The following is a 19939-nucleotide window of genomic DNA, read 5'->3' on the forward strand; positions in this document are numbered from 1 at the left end:
AGCCTATAACGTGAGGCGAAAATGGTCATGGCTACAGTATCTAGCATGAGTGCCTTAAACTCTCATATATGTCGAGTGGTAATAAGACTCGAATCAGAGTTGAATTATAGGTCAGGGCAATATGTCCAGGTCACTCTAAAATGCGGTCGGTCAGGGTATTTTTCGATAGCATCTCCGGAAAAATCAGGCAGAGTGATCGAGTTGCATATCGCTGACACCAGGAAGCCGAATGGTTTTCTTAAAAAATTAAAGGTCGGTGATAACGTCGATGTCGTTGGGCCTATGGGGGACGCTTGGTTTCGTTCCGACAGTTGTAGGCCTGTCATTGTTCTGGCTTTTGGTTCTGGTTATTCTTATGCTCGCTCTATTTTGCTCACTGAAGCAAATAAAAATTTGGGTCGAAAGTTAAGTTTTTACTGGGTAGCACAGGCTGAAAATGACTTTTATGAATTAGATATTCTGGAATCACTTCCTAAACGAATCTCCGTCAATCTGCACCCATTAAATCAAGAATCAGTGTCTACCGGCAGCATGACTACTTTGCTAACGAAGTTGTCCAGCTCGCATGCTTGCTTAGTGGATTACGATGTTTATTTGGTTGGTAAGCGAGATGTTTGTGTGTTTATAAGGCGTGAAATTTGTGAAAGGCTAAACGCAAAGCCAGAGCGGGTTTATGGTGATTCTTTCTGAAAATTTCTCCACTTGGAAAACAGTTAGAAGTCTTTTCTCAGCATAACAATGGCTTGTCTCATATTACTGGAGTTCAATTTAGTTAGGATTTTCTTAACGTGAAATTTTATCGTGTTCTCAGAAATTGATAGAGTATGCGCGATCTCTCTGTAGGTTTTGCCGCGCCCGAACAGCTCCAGCACCTGTAATTCTCTGTTGCTCAGGATTTGTGTTTCTGAGCCAACTATTTCATTTTTATTGCTTAACACTGTTTCATGCAATTTAATGATTTTACTATATATAGCATCATTCATTGGGTGGTGAGGGGGCTGTGCTACGCTGGATGAATTGTCATTCCAGACACTAAAGGCAACTACGTTATCCATGTGGTCATGCAAGGGTATCGTGTATCCATTCAATACGCCAGGAATGGCTCGATCAGAAACCTGAATGTTTCTGACGTCTTGGTATGGTTTGCTACCCGCATCAGCCCAGTGAAAAGGTTGCATGCTTTTTTTAGCACAGGTCATAATGGGATCAATGTGATGATATGATAGTTTTTCGTATCTAACCTGCCAGTGCTGTGGGAAGTTCGATACGATTAAAGAACTACCTCTTTGGCTTTTAGGCTGAACCGCATAGGAGAAACCTTTGCACCCAAGCAAATCTGAAATCTCATGAATTTGTTTAATAATTTCAAAGCCATCCGTGCTAAACAATCGTTTCACCGTAACCTCAGCGCATACATTGATATCACTCCACATAGGATACCTATCGTTCATTCAAAAATCATCATGTTCCATGATATTGAAAGAATTAGTTACTTCTGAAAATTGATTTTATTAGAATATTCCATTCTAATAAAGTCATCCTAAAAATATTTTGTTAGGTTAAAGTGCCATGACAATTTCCATCATGAATAATAATAAATTTCAACTCAGTGATATTTCTGACCAAATTTTATCCTCATTAAATGCCAAACCTCCACGTAGAATTAGCCTAACCCAACAAGTTGAAAATCGACTAAAGTGCGCCTTAATCCTGGGATTTCTTGCGCCAGGCCAAAAGATGGTCACAAAGGATATCGCAGAATCATTAAATATGAGCATTACCCCTGTAAGAGAAGCGCTGGTAAGACTCTCGTCATATGGAGCACTAGACGTTTCGCCTTCCCACGCTTTCTTGGTGCCGGACATTCGTCCTGACCGGCTTATTGAATTGATGGGGATACGGAAGTTGCTGGAATTGCCCGCCATTACTCGTTCATTAAATGGAATGTCTGACGACGCGCTGAATTCGCTGGTGGAATTGACTCGCGATCTTGAAGCGGCTCACTTGTCTGGGGATATTAAAACCGCCGTTCAATTGCACTGGGCGTTGCGATTGCGGATGTTCATGCTCTCTGACTCCCCTGAGCTAATGGCGTTGATTACACAGCTTTGGGTCAGCGTTGGACCTAGCTTTCACTTTCTTTATGAAACCACTTCCTTGGAAGAATGGCCCAAATACTATTTCCCCTTGCGGGATGCTCTTATCAACAGAGATGCAGATCTCATCATTAAGATATTCACGAACTCCATCGACAGTGGCTTGAAATTGTATATGGATATTCACGGAAAGGGTTGAGGGCATGCAGTTACTCGAATTCATTCGTTACTTATACCGAAGTCAAAAAAATAAGTTGTACATCGCAACATTTCTAATCGCCTTAATCGTAATCCGGCTTGTCAGTTTGGGCGCTGATGCGAAGACTTTCCTTGGTTTCATACTTGGCTTAGCCTTTTTAATGCTAATGGGTAGGCAGAGGATTGTAAGAACGCTGATTTTATTGGCCGGTATACCGTGTATTTTACTCGCAACCATCTTCGGGCATCATCCTCCGGAAGGATATCAGAGCAGCATTACAGGCTTTGTCGCGGGTGGGGTAATAATGCTTTTGTTTCGCGAGTATGCTCAGTACCGGAAAAACATCTAAAATAGCCTATAGACAATCATTCGCCCCTGAATAATAATACTGTACATATCCACAGTAACCAAAGAAGGTGGCGCTATGCATTTTTCATTATGTGAATTACCAGCGAGGATAAAGCTTCCTTTTTTCGAGGCGCTAATCCCCGCAGGCTTTCCGTCTCCGGCAGCTGATTACGCTAAAAAAAACATAGATTTAAATGAATTATTAATAACACATCCAGCGGGAACTTACTTTTTGAGAGTATCAGGCACATCAATGACTGATGCCAATATTAGCGATGGAGATATTGTTATTGTGGACAGTAGCCTTCAGGCACATGACGGAAACATAGTCATCGCTTCCATAGATGGCGAGTTTACGATCAAGAAGCTTCAGAAAACGCCATATCCTGCACTTATTCCGATGAACCCTAATTTTTCTCCAATCCCTATATCTGATTGGGCCGACTTCACCGTCTTTGGTGTCGTGACCTACGTTATTCACAAAACGTTATGATGTTTGCTCACTGCGACATTAACAGTTTCTATTGTTCGTGCGAGTCCGCTTTTAACCCGCGCTTGCGGGGTTTACCAATTGTTGTCCTGGCAAATAATGACCATATTGTGATCTCGCGTTCAAAGGAGGCAAAAGCGCTGGGTATTAAAATGGGGACTTTGTACTTTGAAAATGCAAACTTCTTTAAAAAAAACAACGTTCAAGTATTCTCTTCAAATTACACCTTGTATCAGGACATATCAGATAGAACTATGTCTGTGTTATCCACTTTTTCGGATGTTATGGAAGTATACTCAATTGATGAGGCCTTTTTAATTGTTTCTGAAAACAAAAGGTTAGGGGGGTATGAGGAATTTGGTCGAGCCATCCAAAAAGACATTTTACAGATAGCGCATGTTCCTATTGGTGTTGGTTTTGGGCCGACAAAAACACTCGCCAAGCTGGCTAATCACGCAGCTAAGTCCTGGGTCAAAACTGGAGGTGTGGTGGAGTTAAGCCAAAAAACCAGACAACGAAAGCTTATGTCATTATTGCCGGTAGATGAGATTTGGGGTGTGGGGCATCGGATTTCCGCTAAGTTGCGAATGATGGGCATTAACACCGCGTTAGATTTGGCTGATGCCAATATCGCTACGATCCGAAAAACCTTCGGCGTCGTCGTCGAAAGAACAGTTCGTGAGCTTAATGGTGAGCCGTGTATTGAAATAGAAGAAGTGCGGAAAGTAAAAGAACAAATAATTTCCTCAAAATCGTTTGGCAAAAAAGTTCAGTGCTATGACGAAATGCACCAAGCAATTTGTTCCTACGCCGAGAGAGCTGGTGTGAAATTGAGGGCTGAAAACCAGCTGTGCGGCATCGTCAGTGTGTTTCTTGGCACAAGTCATTACTCGCCTGGCCCTATGTATAGCAATAGGGCTACTGAGCGTCTGGTGTACGCTAGCGCAGACACGAGAGATATCATCAATGCTGCCGTGAAAGCCCTGGGGGTAATTTGGAAGGAGGGGTATCAATACCATCGTGCAGGTGTGATGCTATCTGATTTTTCCAGTTCAAGCGTTACACAATTCGACCTTTTTTCCTCCTCAAAACCTTTTAAAAGAAGTGAAGAGTTGATGGCTCTTTTGGATAATATGAATCGTTCTGGGAAATTCAATATTGGCTTTGCGGGGAAGGGATGTGACCCATCCTGGGGGATGAGGCGCGGTATGCTGTCTCCGGAATATACAACGAACGTCAACGACCTTCCTATTGCAAAGGTGCGCTGATCGTCTGGAAGACATTGAAAAGGGTGCTTGCATCACCGAACATGGCAAAAGAAAGAGAAATGTGGGGGAGATTACTCCCCCACAAGACTACTCGTTACAAGAAAGAGTAGCTTGAACCACTGTATTTCCACTGCTTACGCTCAAAGAACAAAGCCTATCTCGCATTAGCAGAGAGAAACACAAAACCGTAATACAAACGGCAATTAGCCCGATAAGGGCAAACTTGGTCATTCCTCTTGACTCCTTTTGTTAAAGGAGGCAGAATCAAATTGCGAAGTTTGGAGACTGCCTCGAATTAATGTTTACATCTAATTCGGGGCTTTCGTCTTTCTGGGGCTTGCAAATGCTCGAACCAGAATGATTCAAGCACCCACAACCATAATACCAGACTTTCACTTCTCACAAATAGCTGATATCTTTAATTATCAACTTAAAATTGAAGAGATTATTTGATATCAATCTCTTCAACCTTCATTAGGGTTTTCCCAGTCCTCTTTTTTTCCTATCAGGTGTAGGAGGGTTGTCATCTGGTAAATTGGTTAGTTGATATAAATCAGTTGGGATAATTCTGCGGTTCAATTCTGGTACTATCTCTGGCGCTTTGCTCGTAGTACCGATAACTATATGACTGGGTAATTCTAGATACTTATTAGAGATATATGCCTTTGCAAGGCTAACAGTTTTTGGGCAGTAATCTAGACCAAAACCCGAGAAATTATCCGCTAAAAAAACTGCCCAATCCTTGCCAAGATCTGGAAGATCTTTGGAGTCTTTGTTAGAAAATCCGTGCGGGCTATTAAAGAGAGAATAGGCAAAAGCGGTAGGAAAAGCGAACGAACCACATGTGTATTCGTTGTCTATTCCGTTAGCACTTAAAGTTTGCTTAATATCATAAAGTAATATGTTACTTGCAGCTGAACGCTGCATAAGAGTTGCTAATTGAGTTAATTTAAAAGCTTCGTAGCCAGTGGGTTCTAGTCTATTATCTAAATACATTTTTTTTGCTTCGTAGTAGACTACGCCCTCAATCTCGACCTCGCTAGATAAGATTACTTTAATAAAAAAAGTAGGTTGAAAGTGTATGCTCCACTACTATGCCTTGCTGTCCAACGTTGCGTAATAGCCCGCACCAGGTAGTGTCTCGGAAAGCTTGCGGTAATGCTCTAATCTCTCACGGAAATATTCTCTCAGGTGCTCTGGTTGCTCCTGCTCAATTTGAACATCAAGAACTTGGCTTATTTAGCCGCTCTTTATAAGCAACTCCAGATGCAGCAAGGTCAACATTAACCTTGTCCATTTCTTCTTTTGATAGCTCCGCCAGATTGTGTCCCATGCCATTCATTTCCCTTAGCCTTAAATGCGTCGATCATAGTGTGGCTGAAGAATAAGTCCATGCATATTGAGAGATACGACTTGCGCTGGTTATCATTTTTCAGCTTTCAATGCCATTCCTGCCACTTTGGAGTCCAAATTAGCCCTAAATAACCCAAATGTTAAATTTGTTACAAAGATTCGCATAATAGATATGTCGCTATGTTAAAAAGGGTTCTGAGCGATTGCGGTAGAATGGTTTTGGGGTTTACCGCAATCGGGAAGGTTCGTCTTTATACATAGAGCGCATTATGCGAATCAAATAGGTAGTTTTTCAAGTTCTAAAAGTTGTTTAGTTATCGAATATTTTGAGGGATCATATTGTACTACTTTTTTCCTTATTAATTGTTCCTTTACTAACCACTCATGCAGTGCCTCTAAATCCTTTACTATATCGACAATGTTATATTCTAAGGTAGATTGCATATTAGCAATATCATCTTGTTTTTGTGATGATAATTTTGAAGTTTCTTCTTTTATCCTTGATATTTTAATATGCTCAGCTAAAACAGGGTTGTTTTGTTCATTGTAACTATTTGATAAACTTACATTTAGTGGCATTTTTAGAGTGTTTTTACAATAGTTATCTAATACAGCTATAACCATACGTGTACTTCCTTCAAACTCGTATGGAAACATTGAAATATATCCTTTTTTTATTATTTCAAATATTTCATTTAAATTGAGAAGTTTATTCTTCATCTTTTTTCCTTTTACATTATCTATAGGTAAATTTCTTTTTGATTAAATTTTTTATACCCATCTTCCCACGTGAGCACTATTTTATATTTTTTAGGTTCTTCTGATAAACCTTGCTCATAACTAAGTAAGTCAATTGAATTGTTTTTATGTAAAATTTCATATGGGAATAATGAATCAATTTCATTTCCAATCAAATAATCAAATTGGTCATTGTTAGGGAATATTATATTTATATTTTTAGCTGAATAATTTCCTGTATTATATATTTTTAACACTTTTTTCTTTAGCCCTGCTGAACTAAAGCGAGCATTCAAATCCGCCTTTAACTCATTGATTTCACTTCTTTCCTCTTTTTTTAAGATCAATTTCCTGATGCGATCCTGTTCCTCTTTTATCTTTTCTTGCTCTTTCTCATTTTTTCTGGCTCTTCGTTCACCAAAATAAGAGAATAGAGCACCAATAATAGAAACAAGAAGGGCAAATGAAGCTATTAATTCGCTATTATTCATTTATTTAAACCGTATATTTTTGTTTCCTTTAAACGCTTTTTTTAATGTATCGCTTAATTCTTTTGCTAAATCGTCTCTAACTTTTTCGCCCATATCTTCAATATAACTATTTATATTTTCACCATTCTCGTCCACGATTTGGTCATATTCAAATGAAGCCTCACAGTCTGAACATGTAACTTTTTCAGTTTCTTTGTCTACTTGCATTAGTGTGTTGCCACAGATAGGGCAGTTTAATGTGACTTTTTGATTATTTTTTTCTGCTTTGATATTCACTTTTATCACCTTAATTAAAGTCATTACTCAAAACCCCCGTGCTGTACTACGGGGGTAGTATCGATGAAATCAAAGGATTTGATAAAAATCCTTAATCACTGTAATGGCGATATTAGACTGGTTTATGTATTAAAATTCAACAATTAAATTAGACATAATTCAAATTCAAATTTAAATATTAAATCATCTGATTAATCAATTGGATAAGGCAATGTTGGGCTTTTTTTTAGCTGAAATAGCGATTAAATGGGCATTGGCATCTTATTTTTTTTCTAAAAATAATAAAGTGATGAAAAAAACAGTCATGTGAACCCCTTAATGGTGAGCCTACGTGACGGACATCTTAACTTAGCCCAGAGCGGACATTACAACTTTGCTATTACAACTTTTGTCAAGGCTCGATAGGAATGTCTAGGCGCTGGCTCATTAGGAATGACCATCTAATTTTCGGTTAAGGTTACTTCATATCAGATTTAGCCATCTGTAAAATACTGACTATTTGTTATTCGATATGATGAGTACTTTTCATCATGACCTTTGCTGCTTTCAGCGCAGAAAATTTAATTATAGCTATAACATCTTATGAATTCCCGCTGTACGCTTACTATTGCTATAAAAGTAGATTTGCCTAAACTATCTCAATAATATTTAGATATAAACAATGTTAATAAGAGATTAATCCAACTCTAGCATCAATAATTTAAAAGTATTAAAAGGTAATTAGGGATGAAAATAGAGAAGATAAGACTACAGAACTTTCGTTGTTTTGGGCATGAGGTAGTAGAACTCAATATTGAAGAAGTACTGACAACGCTTGTTGGTGGAAATGGAACAGGAAAGACTGCAGTACTGCAGGCTGTATCTCGGTTGTTTGGTACATCATCAGCACAACGCTCGGTGCAGCGTCGTGATTTTCACATACCTATTGAACAGCAGGAATTGCAGTCCGGAGATAGCCTCTTTGTCGAAGCTGTACTAGCTTTCCCCGAACTAGCAGAGCAAGACGGTTCTCCTCTTGATGCGGTTCCTGAGTTTTTCAATCAGATGGCGGCTTCCGGTGTGGGGGAGCCTCTTAAGGCTAGGATACGACTACAAGCTACATGGATGGATGACGGGACACCGGAAGGGGCGATTGAAGAGGATATTCGCTGGATAAAAGCCTTGGATGATAATTTTGATTGGGATGATTGTTCCAGAGTCCAATCTGTAGAGCGCTCTTCGATCCAGTTTATCTATTTGCCAGCCAATCGTGATGCGACAACGCAGGTAACTGCTCTTCTTAAAGGACGGTTATGGCAGGCAGCCAAATGGTCAACTGCATTCAGAGATGCAAGTTCTGATTATGCAGGTCAAATCCAGACCTGCTTCGAGACGGAAGAGCCATTGCAGATTCTATTAGAGTCTCTTTCAACACGGTGGCAACAGGTTCATGAAGCTGATACAGACAGTCAGCCCCGATTAAGGCTCATAGAAAATCGTTTTGAAGAGCTTATTCGTAAGGCTGAATTTAACTTTGCGTCTGATAGAGAAGGTCAGGAGCGTCGGTTGTCTGAGCTCAGTGACGGGCAGCGTTCTCTATTCCATATTGCCCTTACAGCGGCAACACTGGAAACCGAACGGGAAGCTTTCGCCTTACCTCCCGATGACAGTTCATTTGAACAGGATAAATTACGCCGTGTTCACCTAACAATCTTAGCCATCGAAGAGCCTGAAAATAGCCTTTCACCGTTCTTTTTGTCACGAATTATCAAACAAGCGAGGGAGATTGGCGAATTGCCTTCCGCACAGGTTTTGTTATCTAGCCATTCACCGGCTATCCTGAGCAGGATAGAACCAACGGAAGTGCGATATTTTCGTATGGACCGGGATGTCCGGTGCTCATCGATCCGTGAGCTGACCTTACCAGAAGATAATAATGAGGCAAGCGTTTACGTTAGACTGGCAGTAAAAGCATACCCCGAACTTTATTTTGCTCGATTTGTGATCTTGGCTGAGGGGGACTCCGAGCGTGTTGTCATTCCAAAAATTGCGGAAGAGATGGGTATATCCCTTGATCCATCGTTCGTTCCAGTCGTCCCTCTTGGTGGGCGATTCGTTGAGCATTTCTGGCGGCTACTTAATGATCTTGAGATTCCATATGCCACATTACTCGATCTAGATTTAGGGCGTAAGCATGGTGGAGCTAACACCATGAGGTGTTGTCTCCAGAATCTAGTCGATATCGGAAATAATTTTGGTAAGGCTAACCGTACTAATGTGGTTCAGATTACCAACCAACAGCTTTATGATGAAGGCCCACAAGGTCAATGGATTGAAGCTTTCAGGGGGGAAGGTGTTTTCTTTTCCTATCCTATTGATCTAGATTTTGCCATGTTGCTTGCGTTTCCAGCTGCTTACCAGATTGCCAATCCTGGTGGCCATGGACCTCGAAGTAGCGCTGCAGCTATTCAGGAAAAAAAGGTCAGCACACTGAAAACTGGCGGTACTCCTGACTTGTACGCTGCTGACTATAATGACGCTTTTAAATGGTATCCGTATTTGTTCCTCAGTCGCAGTAAGCCTGAGACGCACTTATCGGCGTTTTCCCGTATCCCAGACAGCGATATTGCTAGATTAGCTCCTTATGAGCTTAGGGCGCTCATTGAACATGTAAGCCAGAAGCTTAACCTGCTGGGAGAGGATGCATGACTCGCGTGAACAAAGATGATTGGGTACCTCAGGGGGTTAGTAGTCTTGAAAACAGAGCTTGGGATGCCTTACGTGAAAATGAAAGTAGCGTTCTCGTGACGGCTGGTGCTGGTGCTGGAAAAACAGAGTTTCTGGCACAGAAGGCAACCTATCTACTACAAACAGGTATTTGTCCAGCCTCCAAACGTATTCTGGCCATCAGCTTTAAGAAGGATGCCGCCCAAAATCTTGCTGAGCGGGTTGCAAAACGTTGTCCTAGGGATCAGGCAAGGCGGTTTGATTCAATGACTTTTGATGCCTTTACTAAGGGACTTCTAGATCGGTTTCATCCTTCTATTCCAGAGCCGTTCAATGCGCTTGGTGCTTATCAGATTGTTAATCCTTCTCATAAGGATTATGGTGACTTTCTTGAGCGTTATGGTTATCAAGGTGTGAGTGCTCAACAACTTGAGGGAAGATTGCCTTTGACAAACCTGCCAATTGATTTGTTAAATGGCTCTGAAATACACCGTGCGTTAGCAGATTACTGGCATGAACAATTTTTCAGGCGCGAGGAAATATCTTTATCCTTCCCGATGATAAACCGACTTGTAAAACTGTTGTTGCAGGAAAATTCATATATCAGTAGGGCCTTACAGGCGACTTATCCTATCGTTTTTCTTGATGAATACCAAGACACTACCTACGCTCAGTACGACATGCTGCTAACGGCGTTCGATGGTAGCGATACTGTTTTCACTGCAGTCGGCGATGACAAGCAACGTATTATGGGATGGGCGGGAGCCATGGACGATGCTTTCGCTCAGTTTGAAAAAGACTTTGGTGCTAAACGTATATCACTGCTATCAAACTGGCGGTCGCATGAAGATCTCGTTCGTATTCAGCACGAAATAGCCCGCCAGATAGACGGTGATGTGGAAGAGGTGCAAGCACAAGGAGTTCGAGAAATAGAAGGGGAAGTCTCTACTATTTGGCAATTCCGAAGCACACATGACGAGAATAATTATTTAGCTGAATGGGTTAATCGTGAGGTGCTGTCAGGGCGAGTCGAGCCACATGATGTTGCAATTTTGATCAGGATGCGGGCAGACCAGGTTGAGCAGGAAATAGCCCCCGCTTTTGCGGCACGAGGCCTGCGCATCAGAAATGCAGCCCGGTCAGTTGGTGAAATTCAGATTCAGGATCTTCTTGGAGAAGAACTAACGGGTATATTCATTCCTTTGCTTCGGCTAGGCTCAACAGACCGAAGTCCAGGAAACTGGGCATTAGCTCAGCAGAATTATTTGTTTCTAGAGGCTGCCGATCCAGATAACGATCTCACGCAAGAACTATTGCAGGTTAAGCTTGAAACATTTGTCCGCCAATTAAGGACGGAACTAACGCATCGACAGCCTGATTCAGATTCGGCGAAAGTAATATCAGAGATGATTCTTGAATTTGTTGGTTCTCAGACGTTGCGGCAATCCTTTCCCGCTTATCAACGGAAAAGGGATTTTGATAGGGTATGGAATGGATTTGTCGCACTGATGAAAGAGTGCGCAGAACATAGCAGTAGCTGGACCAAAGCACTGGATGAATTTGAGGGTGTTGATCAAGTAGCTTTGATGACCGTACATAAAAGCAAAGGTCTTGAGTTCCATACCATGATATTTTACGGGCTCGATAATCAGACTTGGTGGAGCCTTACGCCGCAACGAAGCGAAGAGTTAAATACCTTTTTTGTCGCTTTTACACGAGCAAAGCAGCGTGCATTTTTCTCTCAGTGTGTTGAGCGAGGTCGTGCTATTAGTTGGATACAGCAATTGCTGGCTCCGGTGGGAGTGGAGACTATAGACGGTACAACCATATTGGACGCTACTTAATTTGATTTGAGCTTTATTTCTTACCAAAAATCTCCTTTTAACACCCTTGAAGCCTAATCTTCATAAGAGAAATAACGAGAAACAGCATGAATAACTACGATTTTACCCGACTAAATGATAAAGAATTTGAAGATTTAGTTATTGACCTTATCTCAGCAGAAAATCCTAATACACAGATAGAGCGATTTATGCCTGGTAGAGATAGTGGGATGGATGGTAGATTCTATACCGACTCTAATAATGTTATTATACAAAGTAAACACTATATAAAATCAAATTACTCTTCATTAATTAAGAATCTAAAATTAGAAGCACCAAAAGTTACATCGCTTAATCCTTCACGATACATATTAGCAATCTGTCAAGGATTAACAAATATAAGAAAAAATGAAATTATAAAAATATTTGGAAGTCAGTATCTAAGGAGTGATGATATCTTATCATTAGATGATATCACACATAAACTATCAAAAAATAAAGATATTGAAAGAAAATATTATAAACTATGGCTTAACAGTACGGAAGTGTTGATTTCATTACTTCATAACGATGTTATTGGGAAGAGTAACCATATTCTCCAGCAAATTAAAAATAATGTTGATAATTATGTTCAAACGCGTGATTTTGATATTGCAAAAAACAAGCTAGATAAAGTAAATACCCTGATCATTACTGGTGCACCTGGAGTAGGAAAAACAACTTTAGCAGAACAATTATGCCTTCATTATATTCTTGATGAATACGAATTAATTTATATTGAAAGTGATATTGAAGAAGGTGAAAAATTAATCTTACCAAACAAAAAACAATTATTTCTATATGATGACTTTCTTGGTAGAAATTATTTAGATGCGCTAAGAAATAAAGAAGACTCAAAAATTGTTCGGTTTATTAATCGAATTATAAAAAACAATGAAAAAAAACTAATACTAACTTCGCGTACAACCATTCTGAATCAAGGAAAACTATCAAGTGAGTTATTTTATATTAATAACACTGAAAAACATGAATATGAGGTTGAGGTTAAAAATCTTGCCGTGTTGGATAAAGCGAAAATTCTCTATAATCACATATGGTTTAGCAATCTTCCTCAAGAGTATAAAAATTGCTTTTGGGTAGATAAAAAATATAGACAAATAATATCTCATAAAAACTACAATCCAAGATTAATATCATTTATAACTGATTACGATAAAGTTTCGCACTTATCATCAGAGAAATACTGGGATTATATTATTGAAAGTTTAAATAACCCGTCTGCTATTTGGGATTATATGCTGACCAAACAAGTTCCCAAGTGTGTTTATTATCTTACGTACTTGGTATCTCTTAACAATGGTAGCATATCTGAAAATACATTAAGTCAGTGCTATAATATGTTTTTAGATATGATTGATTTTGATTTTAAGCATAGTGATTATCTTTTATTTCATGATTGTACAAAACACGCCGTTAAATCGACACTACAAAGGAAATTAGAAGATGGTAAAGAACCGTCATACGATGTATTAAACCCATCAATATCTGACTACTTCATAGAAACATTAGATAACAACCTTCCATTGATTCCATTACTTTTTTCTGCATTAACAACAAGACAGTCACTTTTAAATTTGGATACTCTGATAAATAAAAAAATGTCACCTTTTTTGTCTTCTAAAATAGTCAATGCAATATTAGAGAACATTGAAGATAATAAAGATGAAAGTTACATTTTAGAGTTTATAAATATTATTATCTCTAGTGATAAAATTTCATTCATCGATAAGCTAAAATCAGTAAAAATTATCAACCCGGATCATTTAAAACAGACTAAATTCTATGCAGGAAATAATTTTAAAATATTAGAAATTGTTAACTGGGGTTCGTTAAATGCTCAAGATTATTTTGGTTATGATAATATTAAAGATTATATTACAGTTTCTTTATTGGAAAACGGAACAGATTTAATCTATGAGGAGCTAAACATTTTGGCTCAAATATCCAATACCCTAGGTGAGACAGCATTATCCAATAATATTCATGATTTGCTATTAGACTACTGGCAAAATTATGTGCAAGAGTTCATCTCTGAAAGTAATGATTTTACTGAATATTACAGCCTCAGTGATGAAGATAGTTTAAAATCTAGAGCTAAAGATTGCATTTCCGAATTACTTGCTGAAAGTACATTATCCTTCACCGCTAGTGAGGTTGATGATATTATCACAAATTTAGATGCAAATAATATAATCGAACGTAATATTGAAAATGAAGCTCCTGATTGGGAAAGAGATGAATATGATCGCCACTACATTAATCAAGACGATGGGTTTGATGCTGTAGATGATTTATTTTCTATAAATTAAGGGCGCTAAGTTTTAAATATCCATACACTTATACTGCTTAATTACTTCTTACCAAAAATCTCCTTTGAACGCCCTTGAAGTTTAACGAGGGCTTCTAACATGTCATTTTGATCGATAGAGCGCTGGGATTTTTTGCCTAGAGCTTTTTCTTTGCGTCGTGACGGACCATTACCAGCAGGTACAGATTGTGAGCGCCGGTTATCTCTCTTATCATCAACAACTGTTTTTATAAGTTCGAGTGTTCGGCCAAGCCGTTTGTTGTCCACAATAGCACCTTGGTCAACATCAGACAGCCGGTCATATGTGATAAAGGGAAGGGGGATGCCATTCAACCGTAGTTCTTTACGTTCGTCTGGATAGTGATAAACATCGATGTATTTACCAATAGCTCGCCGACTATATTCAGTATCTTCAATTAGATAAACAATCTTATCATATTGAACAGTAAGGTTTTTAGAAACTTTCCTATACTCTCTGATTGTAAGAATGGTATCCAAATTCTCATCTTGTTCTAGAAGTCTATGGACATCATATTCATGGCGCGGAAGCTTACCAAAGCGATGATTATAATCATCCATAAACTCGTCAGTGAATGCATTTGCAGCCTCGATTGAGCTGATATGCTTAAGGCGAAACTCTTTAACCAAGCGATCTTGAAGTGTACTATGCGCACGTTCAACTCGGCCTTTTGCTTGACTGGTTTCTGCACAAATGGTCTGAATATTTAACTCATTCATTGCTCGGCCAAACTGAGTATGACCATCGCCACCTATAGCATTTTTGTTATTAATTCTAAATATGCCAGCTTTATCGCTGTAAAATGCCAATGGTTTTCCATGTCTTTCAATATAACGCCGAGTGGCATTAAAGTATGTAAATGTGGATTCAGCCTGGACAAAAAGGAGTTCCATGATTTTACTCGTCGCATCATCAACATAGACTAATGCTGTGCATTTTGGACCACGTCCTTCGAACCAATCATGGTCACAGCCATCAATTTGGATCAATTCACCTGTACAAGGGCGTCGATACCGTGGTTGGTGAATTTTTGGGGCTCGCATTTTTCTCGGGATCCATAAACCTGCACGGATCATCAACCTACGAAGTGTTTCTTTACCAATAGTCAGCCCATGTATTTCTTCTAGTTTTTCACGCGCTAATGTAGGGCCAAAATCAGGGTAATTTTTCTTCACGATATCCACAATTTGGTCAGTGAATGATTTTGGCAATAAACGGTTACTCGGATTACCTCGAGCAATGTTATTCATACCTAAAGGGCCATGCTCACGGTAGCGTTTTATCAGTCGGCTACAATGGCGTGGTGTAATGCCGAGTACCACGGCCGCACGACCTGGAGTCATTTTACGATCAATGACATCTTGTAGAACCTTAATGCGATTTAATTCTTTCAACGTGAATCGTCCTGAGCTTTCTGCACTCATGACCATTTCTCCAGGAAATATCCTTTTTCTTTCCCCACGTCGAAAAAAGAAAGGTTAACCCCATAGATAAATATAGTGCAGACATTTAGATTGAGCCAGGATTAGACATTAGCATTGAGCCTCTACAACTTTAGTTCGCATAATACCATTTATGTTAAATAGGTTGTTGATTTTTAGGAATATTCACACTTTTACAGGGGTTTCGCGCACCCTTTTCTATCGCTTGCTCTCAGTGGGCATCACCCAAAAAAAAGAGAGCAAGTACGCTCTCTTTTTTTATTATCAGGTGGCTATTTGGTTAATTAAATCATTCTGGATTCCTGGCTTTATCCAATATGAAAATTTGTTCCGTGCTCTGCATAACACAGTTCGGTGTGAGCATCAACTCATCATGCCGCACGATAAATGGGCGCAATCTCACGACGCCGTTTTTCTGGCTATAGATATTCATGACAGCATGCATGCGCTCACCAGGTGAAATCAATGTGAGCCATTGTCGATAAGCGCCCGTGTTTTTGATGTAATTCACTAATGCAAAGCTGAGCGCACTGGCATGCTTTTCTGATAATGCCTTTTTACTGCTTTTCTTAATAAGCTGTGCAATTGCTTCCACATGCGCGCCAATCGGCATATCAAGGTTTGTGCGTGCCGAATCAAAATCTTGCTGCCCGATGGTCACCAAATGCATTTTGTTGTCGCGGTGATCCCGCAGATAAAAAACGTGGGAGGTGAAAGGTGTGGAGTGAATGTGGTCGCCCAACTGCCAGCCGAATGCGTTTAAGTTCGCGGCGGAAATCTGTTTATCAATCACTTTACTCATTGTGAATTCCTTCTGTTCGTTAATGCAGAAATGGTAAGTCAGTCCAGACCGCTAACGAAATCGCTTAACCTAAATCATGCGTAAGAATTCAAAAAACAATGTCTGGGTTTTGAAATGTTCAATTCGCCAAAGAGGCACCTTTCCAATACAAAAAGTCCATTTACTCCGCCGAAATGAGATGAAACAGCAACCTTGATTGGCGTTTTTCATTCACGACCCCCATCAGGTGAATTGTTTAAAGATGGTCAGTTTGTGACCGTATTGCACATAGGTTATGCGCTATGCATAAATGCGACCCAAGGTCGAAAAAATGCAAATTATCCCGAGCAAATATATACTTGCGATAAGCAATGGAAAAATCATGACAATTTTATTCTGCTTTTTACGATCAAATTATCATTCGTGAATTATGCACTTTTTGACTAAAAAAAGACTTTCATCTAATTCTGAAGAATGTATGATTTATATCAATGCAAACGAATGTAATGCATTGTACGTCTGGGTGGGGATCCAGTGTGAGGGGTGACTTTTAATGAGTCACCCCTATTTTATTGCTTAAAACTCACTCCAACCCTATCAGTTTTAATGAATAAATATGCAATCATTAACTTGCTGTTAGTTACGCCGAAAAGGACAACAAAACAGGGTGCTTTTCCGTTGACCCTTATTTGCCAAAATCTATACCCTACTGGGAAAGATAAGGATTTGATTGACCGGAAAAAATAATGAGCGAGAACTACGAAGCAAAAGGTTACAAGCACATCCAGTTAATGCAGCGCGTTACGGAAATGTCCACGGCTGAAGAATGGGAAAATGCCCGTGCCGAGTGGTCATTGCAGCAAGTTTTTCGGGCGCAGGTAGCGGATCAGTGCTTGTGCGGCCACCAGCCAATCATCAAGATCTGCGTTATCAAAAATCAAACGAACAATAAGACCGCCCGAGTCGGGAATTGCTGCGTCAATAAATTCATGTCGCTGGGTTCGGATGGCATCTTCAATGCCATAGACCGGATATCCAAAGACAGTACGAAAGCGGCCAGTCGAAAACTGCTTGAAATGGCGTTGGCTCAATCCGTGATCACCCCTTGGGAATTTGAGTTTTACCTGAGCAACATCGACAAGCGCAAATTAACCCAGAAACAACGGCAAACTCGTGAAGCCATCAACGCCAAATTAGCCGAAATGGGCGAAGAAAATCGCGCACTGGATTACGGGGCAAGTCATATCCAAATCGCCTTCGAGCAGAATGTCATCAATCAGTGGGAAAAGGACTTCGCATTGCGGACCTTTCCCATGAAAAAACTGACGGTCAAACAGCATGCTATACGCGCCAATATCCAAACCAAAATGATGAATGCCGGGATTTCTAAAGCGCTACCGGAAGTCTCCGCAGAAGCTAAGGCTTTGGGTCAGGCTTGCGCCACCCCCTTCTCAGTCATTTCCGACCCTGAGCAACTGGCAGTCAAATTGGCTGAAGCTCAGGAAAAGAGATATATCTCCGCCAGGGAAAAAGACATTTTTGAGCGTAAGCACAACACCAAGGGATTCAGTACGATCTCTGAGCGCGCGGCAATCCTGCGTGTTAGAGCGGCCATTCAACGTCTGTTGAGTGAGGGATAATCCGTGAGTCCTCATCACCTAGCCATTCCATCTTCATCACCTTCATTAACCGAGATTGCCCAGAAAGCGCGACTCATTCTCGACGGGTTGCTGGCCCACTGCGATGTTGCTTCTACCAAAGGAAAGTGTCTCTATGCCAGTTTGATGCTGGCCGCAATGTTAACCCGAGGCGGTTATCCAACACGGATCCGTGGGGGGGATGGCCACACTGACGGAGGGTTATATACAGCCTCATCCCGGCACGGACATTATTGGTGCGAAGCCACGGCGGATAATGCTGACTTTGTTGTTGACCTGACTGCGGATCAGTTTGGATTTGAATCGGTGATTATAAAACGAGCGAATGCGGCTGATTGGCCGAGGTACGTTCCTGGTTGCCAAGATACCGTTGACCTGCACATCAGCTTAAATCTGGAAGGCTAATGATGCGCGTTAAAATTATAACAAGTTTTTTGGTCGTCATTTTATCCACAAATTCTGTACATAACCCTGTGCAAAATAGGTTGCAAAGTTTCGATAATGGCTTGCCCTCGGTTAAAATGTCAGCACTGTAGTAATCAAATAGGACCTCAACATGACCCAAGAGAACATCGCGTGGTCGATTACTGACGAACTCAAGCTTGTGAAGGGGCTGAAGGATAACTACTCTTTTACAGCCTTATCGTCAGTCATCGGTAAGGACGTGGAAGAAATTCAACGCAAGTGTATTGCGATGGATTTATACATTGCCGTTTGCGAAAACATTGATGACCTCAGCCAGATAACACTGGTACCGAATCACCAGGTTGGGATTGCTTGCCTGGGTAAAACCATGACCGGCATTTATCGCAACCTGACCGAAATGGGATGGGCTCCACAGGTATGGCGTGGAGAGAAATCACTGCGATCGCCTGAATGGTGGACGTCACGCCCTTCTCTTGCGTTTCGGTATAACGACGATGCTGACGCGCCCGCCCGCCGCACAGTTCACTTGCTTAATAATGGTAAGCCTTGGACGCCGGAAGATGTTGGCATGATGCTAGCCGCGCTGTCACAGCGCCCCAGTAAGGATGCATTGACGCAGGTATTGATGCGAAGCATGTCCAATATTATTCAGCAGCTCTCTATCATGGGATTGGTTCGCATCGGGACCGCTGAAGATTCCGGTGAAGCCAAAGTCTGGATGTGCGCGACTATTCAGCCACGCGTGCTGTCTAAAGTACGTTACTTCGACGTGCTGCCTATGCTGCACAATGGCTGGCTCATTGATGGCCTGCAATTAATAGCGCCAACGTGGTGGTCTGAAGCAACCCAGATCACTGATCTGGTACCGGGTTCATGGCCGCTGAAGGTTTCATCCACGGAGACCAACACGCCAGTTCGCAGTAATGAGCATATGCTGGCCGCTGCCAGCTTGTTGAAGGCTGTGAATGCAAAGCGCCAGGCTATTGATACCGCTGCACCACAACCGGCACCGCTGGCTGAAAAACCTGCCGAGCCCGCAGCCTCAACACCAACCGCCTCCGGTAAAAAACGCCAGCCAACATCGGCGCGTGAAAAAGGCCGTAACGGTAAGTTATGGTTCTCTGGCAACTACAAATTCCTGTTCACTTTATTGGGGGAGCATCACTCTCCAGACGTAATAGCGAAAAAAATGGATCGGACGGCAGGTGCTATCTGCTCACGCATTCAGCTTATCGGCCTAACGCGTTACATAAAGAGTGATGTTGAAGGTGAGAAAGGCAAAGTCTGTATTACTCATGAGGTATCCATTGATACTCTGCGGAAACAGCCTGACTTTGTTAAAGATCACCTGGTTGGGGCTGGCTGGACAGAAAAAGGAAACTTTTTAATCTCGCCTGACTGGTGGCTTAAATATCCCCACCCGCTGGGGTAATACACAAAGAAAAGGCAACCGTGTG

General features: G+C 40.9%; 19 protein-coding genes and 1 pseudogene. 11 read left to right on the forward strand and 9 right to left on the reverse strand.

Annotated features, from left to right (window positions below):
* Window positions 1-27: 27 nt before the first annotated feature.
* Window positions 28-690 (forward strand): hypothetical protein, encoded by a 663-nt coding sequence (locus PR725_RS19370; RefSeq protein ID WP_272570124.1) that lies wholly within the window; start codon window positions 28-30, stop codon window positions 688-690.
* A 23-nt stretch (window positions 691-713) separates the two neighbouring features.
* Here the strand turns inward: PR725_RS19370 and PR725_RS19375 are convergent, their stop codons facing one another.
* Window positions 714-1433, reverse strand: a complete 720-nt coding sequence (locus PR725_RS19375; protein WP_272570125.1) for a helix-turn-helix transcriptional regulator — start codon at window positions 1431-1433, stop codon at window positions 714-716.
* 136 nt (window positions 1434-1569) lie between these two features.
* Between PR725_RS19375 and PR725_RS19380 the strand changes: the two genes are divergently transcribed.
* The 4 genes from PR725_RS19380 (at window position 1570) to umuC (ending at window position 4401) form a co-directional block, all read left to right on the forward strand.
* Window positions 1570-2295, forward strand: coding sequence for a GntR family transcriptional regulator (locus PR725_RS19380; protein WP_272570126.1), 726 nt, complete (start codon window positions 1570-1572; stop codon window positions 2293-2295).
* Window positions 2296-2299: 4 nt separating this feature from the next.
* Complete coding sequence (locus PR725_RS19385) at window positions 2300-2644, forward strand: hypothetical protein (RefSeq protein ID WP_272570127.1); 345 nt, start codon at window positions 2300-2302, stop codon at window positions 2642-2644.
* Between the two features lie 75 nt (window positions 2645-2719).
* Complete coding sequence (umuD, locus tag PR725_RS19390; protein WP_272570129.1) at window positions 2720-3136, forward strand: translesion error-prone DNA polymerase V autoproteolytic subunit; 417 nt, start codon at window positions 2720-2722, stop codon at window positions 3134-3136.
* On the forward strand, window positions 3136-4401 hold the full coding sequence (umuC, locus tag PR725_RS19395) for a translesion error-prone DNA polymerase V subunit UmuC (RefSeq protein WP_272570179.1): 1266 nt from the start codon (window positions 3136-3138) through the stop codon (window positions 4399-4401). The genes umuD and umuC overlap by 1 nt, the downstream gene beginning before the upstream one ends.
* 87 nt (window positions 4402-4488) lie before the next feature.
* Here the strand turns inward: umuC and PR725_RS19400 are convergent, their stop codons facing one another.
* The 6 genes and pseudogenes from PR725_RS19400 to PR725_RS19425 form a co-directional block, all read right to left on the reverse strand.
* A complete protein-coding gene (locus tag PR725_RS19400) occupies window positions 4489-4632 on the reverse strand; it encodes a Hok/Gef family protein (RefSeq protein ID WP_144139230.1) in 144 nt (47 codons plus the stop codon).
* A gap of 243 nt (window positions 4633-4875) precedes the next feature.
* A complete protein-coding gene (locus tag PR725_RS19405; RefSeq protein ID WP_272570131.1) occupies window positions 4876-5397 on the reverse strand; it encodes a hypothetical protein in 522 nt (173 codons plus the stop codon).
* Between the two features lie 96 nt (window positions 5398-5493).
* Window positions 5494-5734, reverse strand: a pseudogene (locus PR725_RS19410) (DNA polymerase III subunit theta).
* Window positions 5735-6030: 296 nt separating this feature from the next.
* Window positions 6031-6474, reverse strand: a complete 444-nt coding sequence (locus PR725_RS19415; RefSeq protein ID WP_209035820.1) for a hypothetical protein — start codon at window positions 6472-6474, stop codon at window positions 6031-6033.
* A 20-nt stretch (window positions 6475-6494) separates the two neighbouring features.
* The gene (locus PR725_RS19420; RefSeq protein ID WP_209035821.1) at window positions 6495-6983 is read right to left on the reverse strand and encodes a hypothetical protein; all 489 of its coding nucleotides are present in this window, start codon (window positions 6981-6983) and stop codon (window positions 6495-6497) included.
* The gene (locus PR725_RS19425) at window positions 6984-7259 is read right to left on the reverse strand and encodes an ECs_2282 family putative zinc-binding protein (protein ID WP_209035823.1); all 276 of its coding nucleotides are present in this window, start codon (window positions 7257-7259) and stop codon (window positions 6984-6986) included. It abuts the gene before it with no gap.
* A 726-nt stretch (window positions 7260-7985) separates the two neighbouring features.
* Here PR725_RS19425 and PR725_RS19430 point away from each other — a divergent pair.
* The 3 genes from PR725_RS19430 to PR725_RS19440 all read left to right on the forward strand — a co-directional run bounded on the left by PR725_RS19430 (window position 7986) and on the right by PR725_RS19440 (window position 14157).
* Entirely contained in the window at window positions 7986-9947 is a 1962-nt protein-coding gene (locus tag PR725_RS19430) for an ATP-dependent nuclease (RefSeq protein ID WP_206646284.1), read from the forward strand.
* Complete coding sequence (locus tag PR725_RS19435; RefSeq protein ID WP_109420271.1) at window positions 9944-11809, forward strand: UvrD-helicase domain-containing protein; 1866 nt, start codon at window positions 9944-9946, stop codon at window positions 11807-11809. Before PR725_RS19430 ends, PR725_RS19435 begins: the two co-directional genes overlap by 4 nt.
* Window positions 11810-11895: 86 nt before the next feature.
* Window positions 11896-14157, forward strand: a complete 2262-nt coding sequence (locus PR725_RS19440; protein ID WP_164455619.1) for an ATP-binding protein — start codon at window positions 11896-11898, stop codon at window positions 14155-14157.
* A 41-nt stretch (window positions 14158-14198) separates the two neighbouring features.
* On the opposite strand, the gene PR725_RS19445 is transcribed toward PR725_RS19440, so the two are convergent.
* On the reverse strand, window positions 14199-15599 hold the full coding sequence (locus tag PR725_RS19445; RefSeq protein ID WP_272570133.1) for an ISNCY family transposase: 1401 nt from the start codon (window positions 15597-15599) through the stop codon (window positions 14199-14201).
* A 307-nt stretch (window positions 15600-15906) separates the two neighbouring features.
* Window positions 15907-16419 carry a hypothetical protein gene (locus tag PR725_RS19450; RefSeq protein WP_272570134.1) on the reverse strand — a complete coding sequence of 171 codons (513 nt, stop codon included), beginning with the start codon at window positions 16417-16419 and terminating at the stop codon, window positions 15907-15909.
* A gap of 725 nt (window positions 16420-17144) precedes the next feature.
* Between PR725_RS19450 and PR725_RS19455 the strand changes: the two genes are divergently transcribed.
* The 3 genes from PR725_RS19455 (at window position 17145) to PR725_RS19465 (ending at window position 19914) form a co-directional block, all read left to right on the forward strand.
* Window positions 17145-18038, forward strand: coding sequence for a hypothetical protein (locus tag PR725_RS19455; RefSeq protein ID WP_272570135.1), 894 nt, complete (start codon window positions 17145-17147; stop codon window positions 18036-18038).
* Between the two features lie 3 nt (window positions 18039-18041).
* A complete protein-coding gene (locus tag PR725_RS19460; RefSeq protein ID WP_272570137.1) occupies window positions 18042-18461 on the forward strand; it encodes a hypothetical protein in 420 nt (139 codons plus the stop codon).
* A gap of 151 nt (window positions 18462-18612) precedes the next feature.
* Entirely contained in the window at window positions 18613-19914 is a 1302-nt protein-coding gene (locus PR725_RS19465) for a hypothetical protein (RefSeq protein ID WP_272570138.1), read from the forward strand.
* Window positions 19915-19939 lie beyond the last annotated feature (25 nt).

The sequence above is a fragment of the Providencia sp. PROV255 genome (assembly GCF_028478065.1).
Taxonomy (GTDB): Bacteria; Pseudomonadota; Gammaproteobacteria; order Enterobacterales; family Enterobacteriaceae; genus Providencia; species Providencia rettgeri.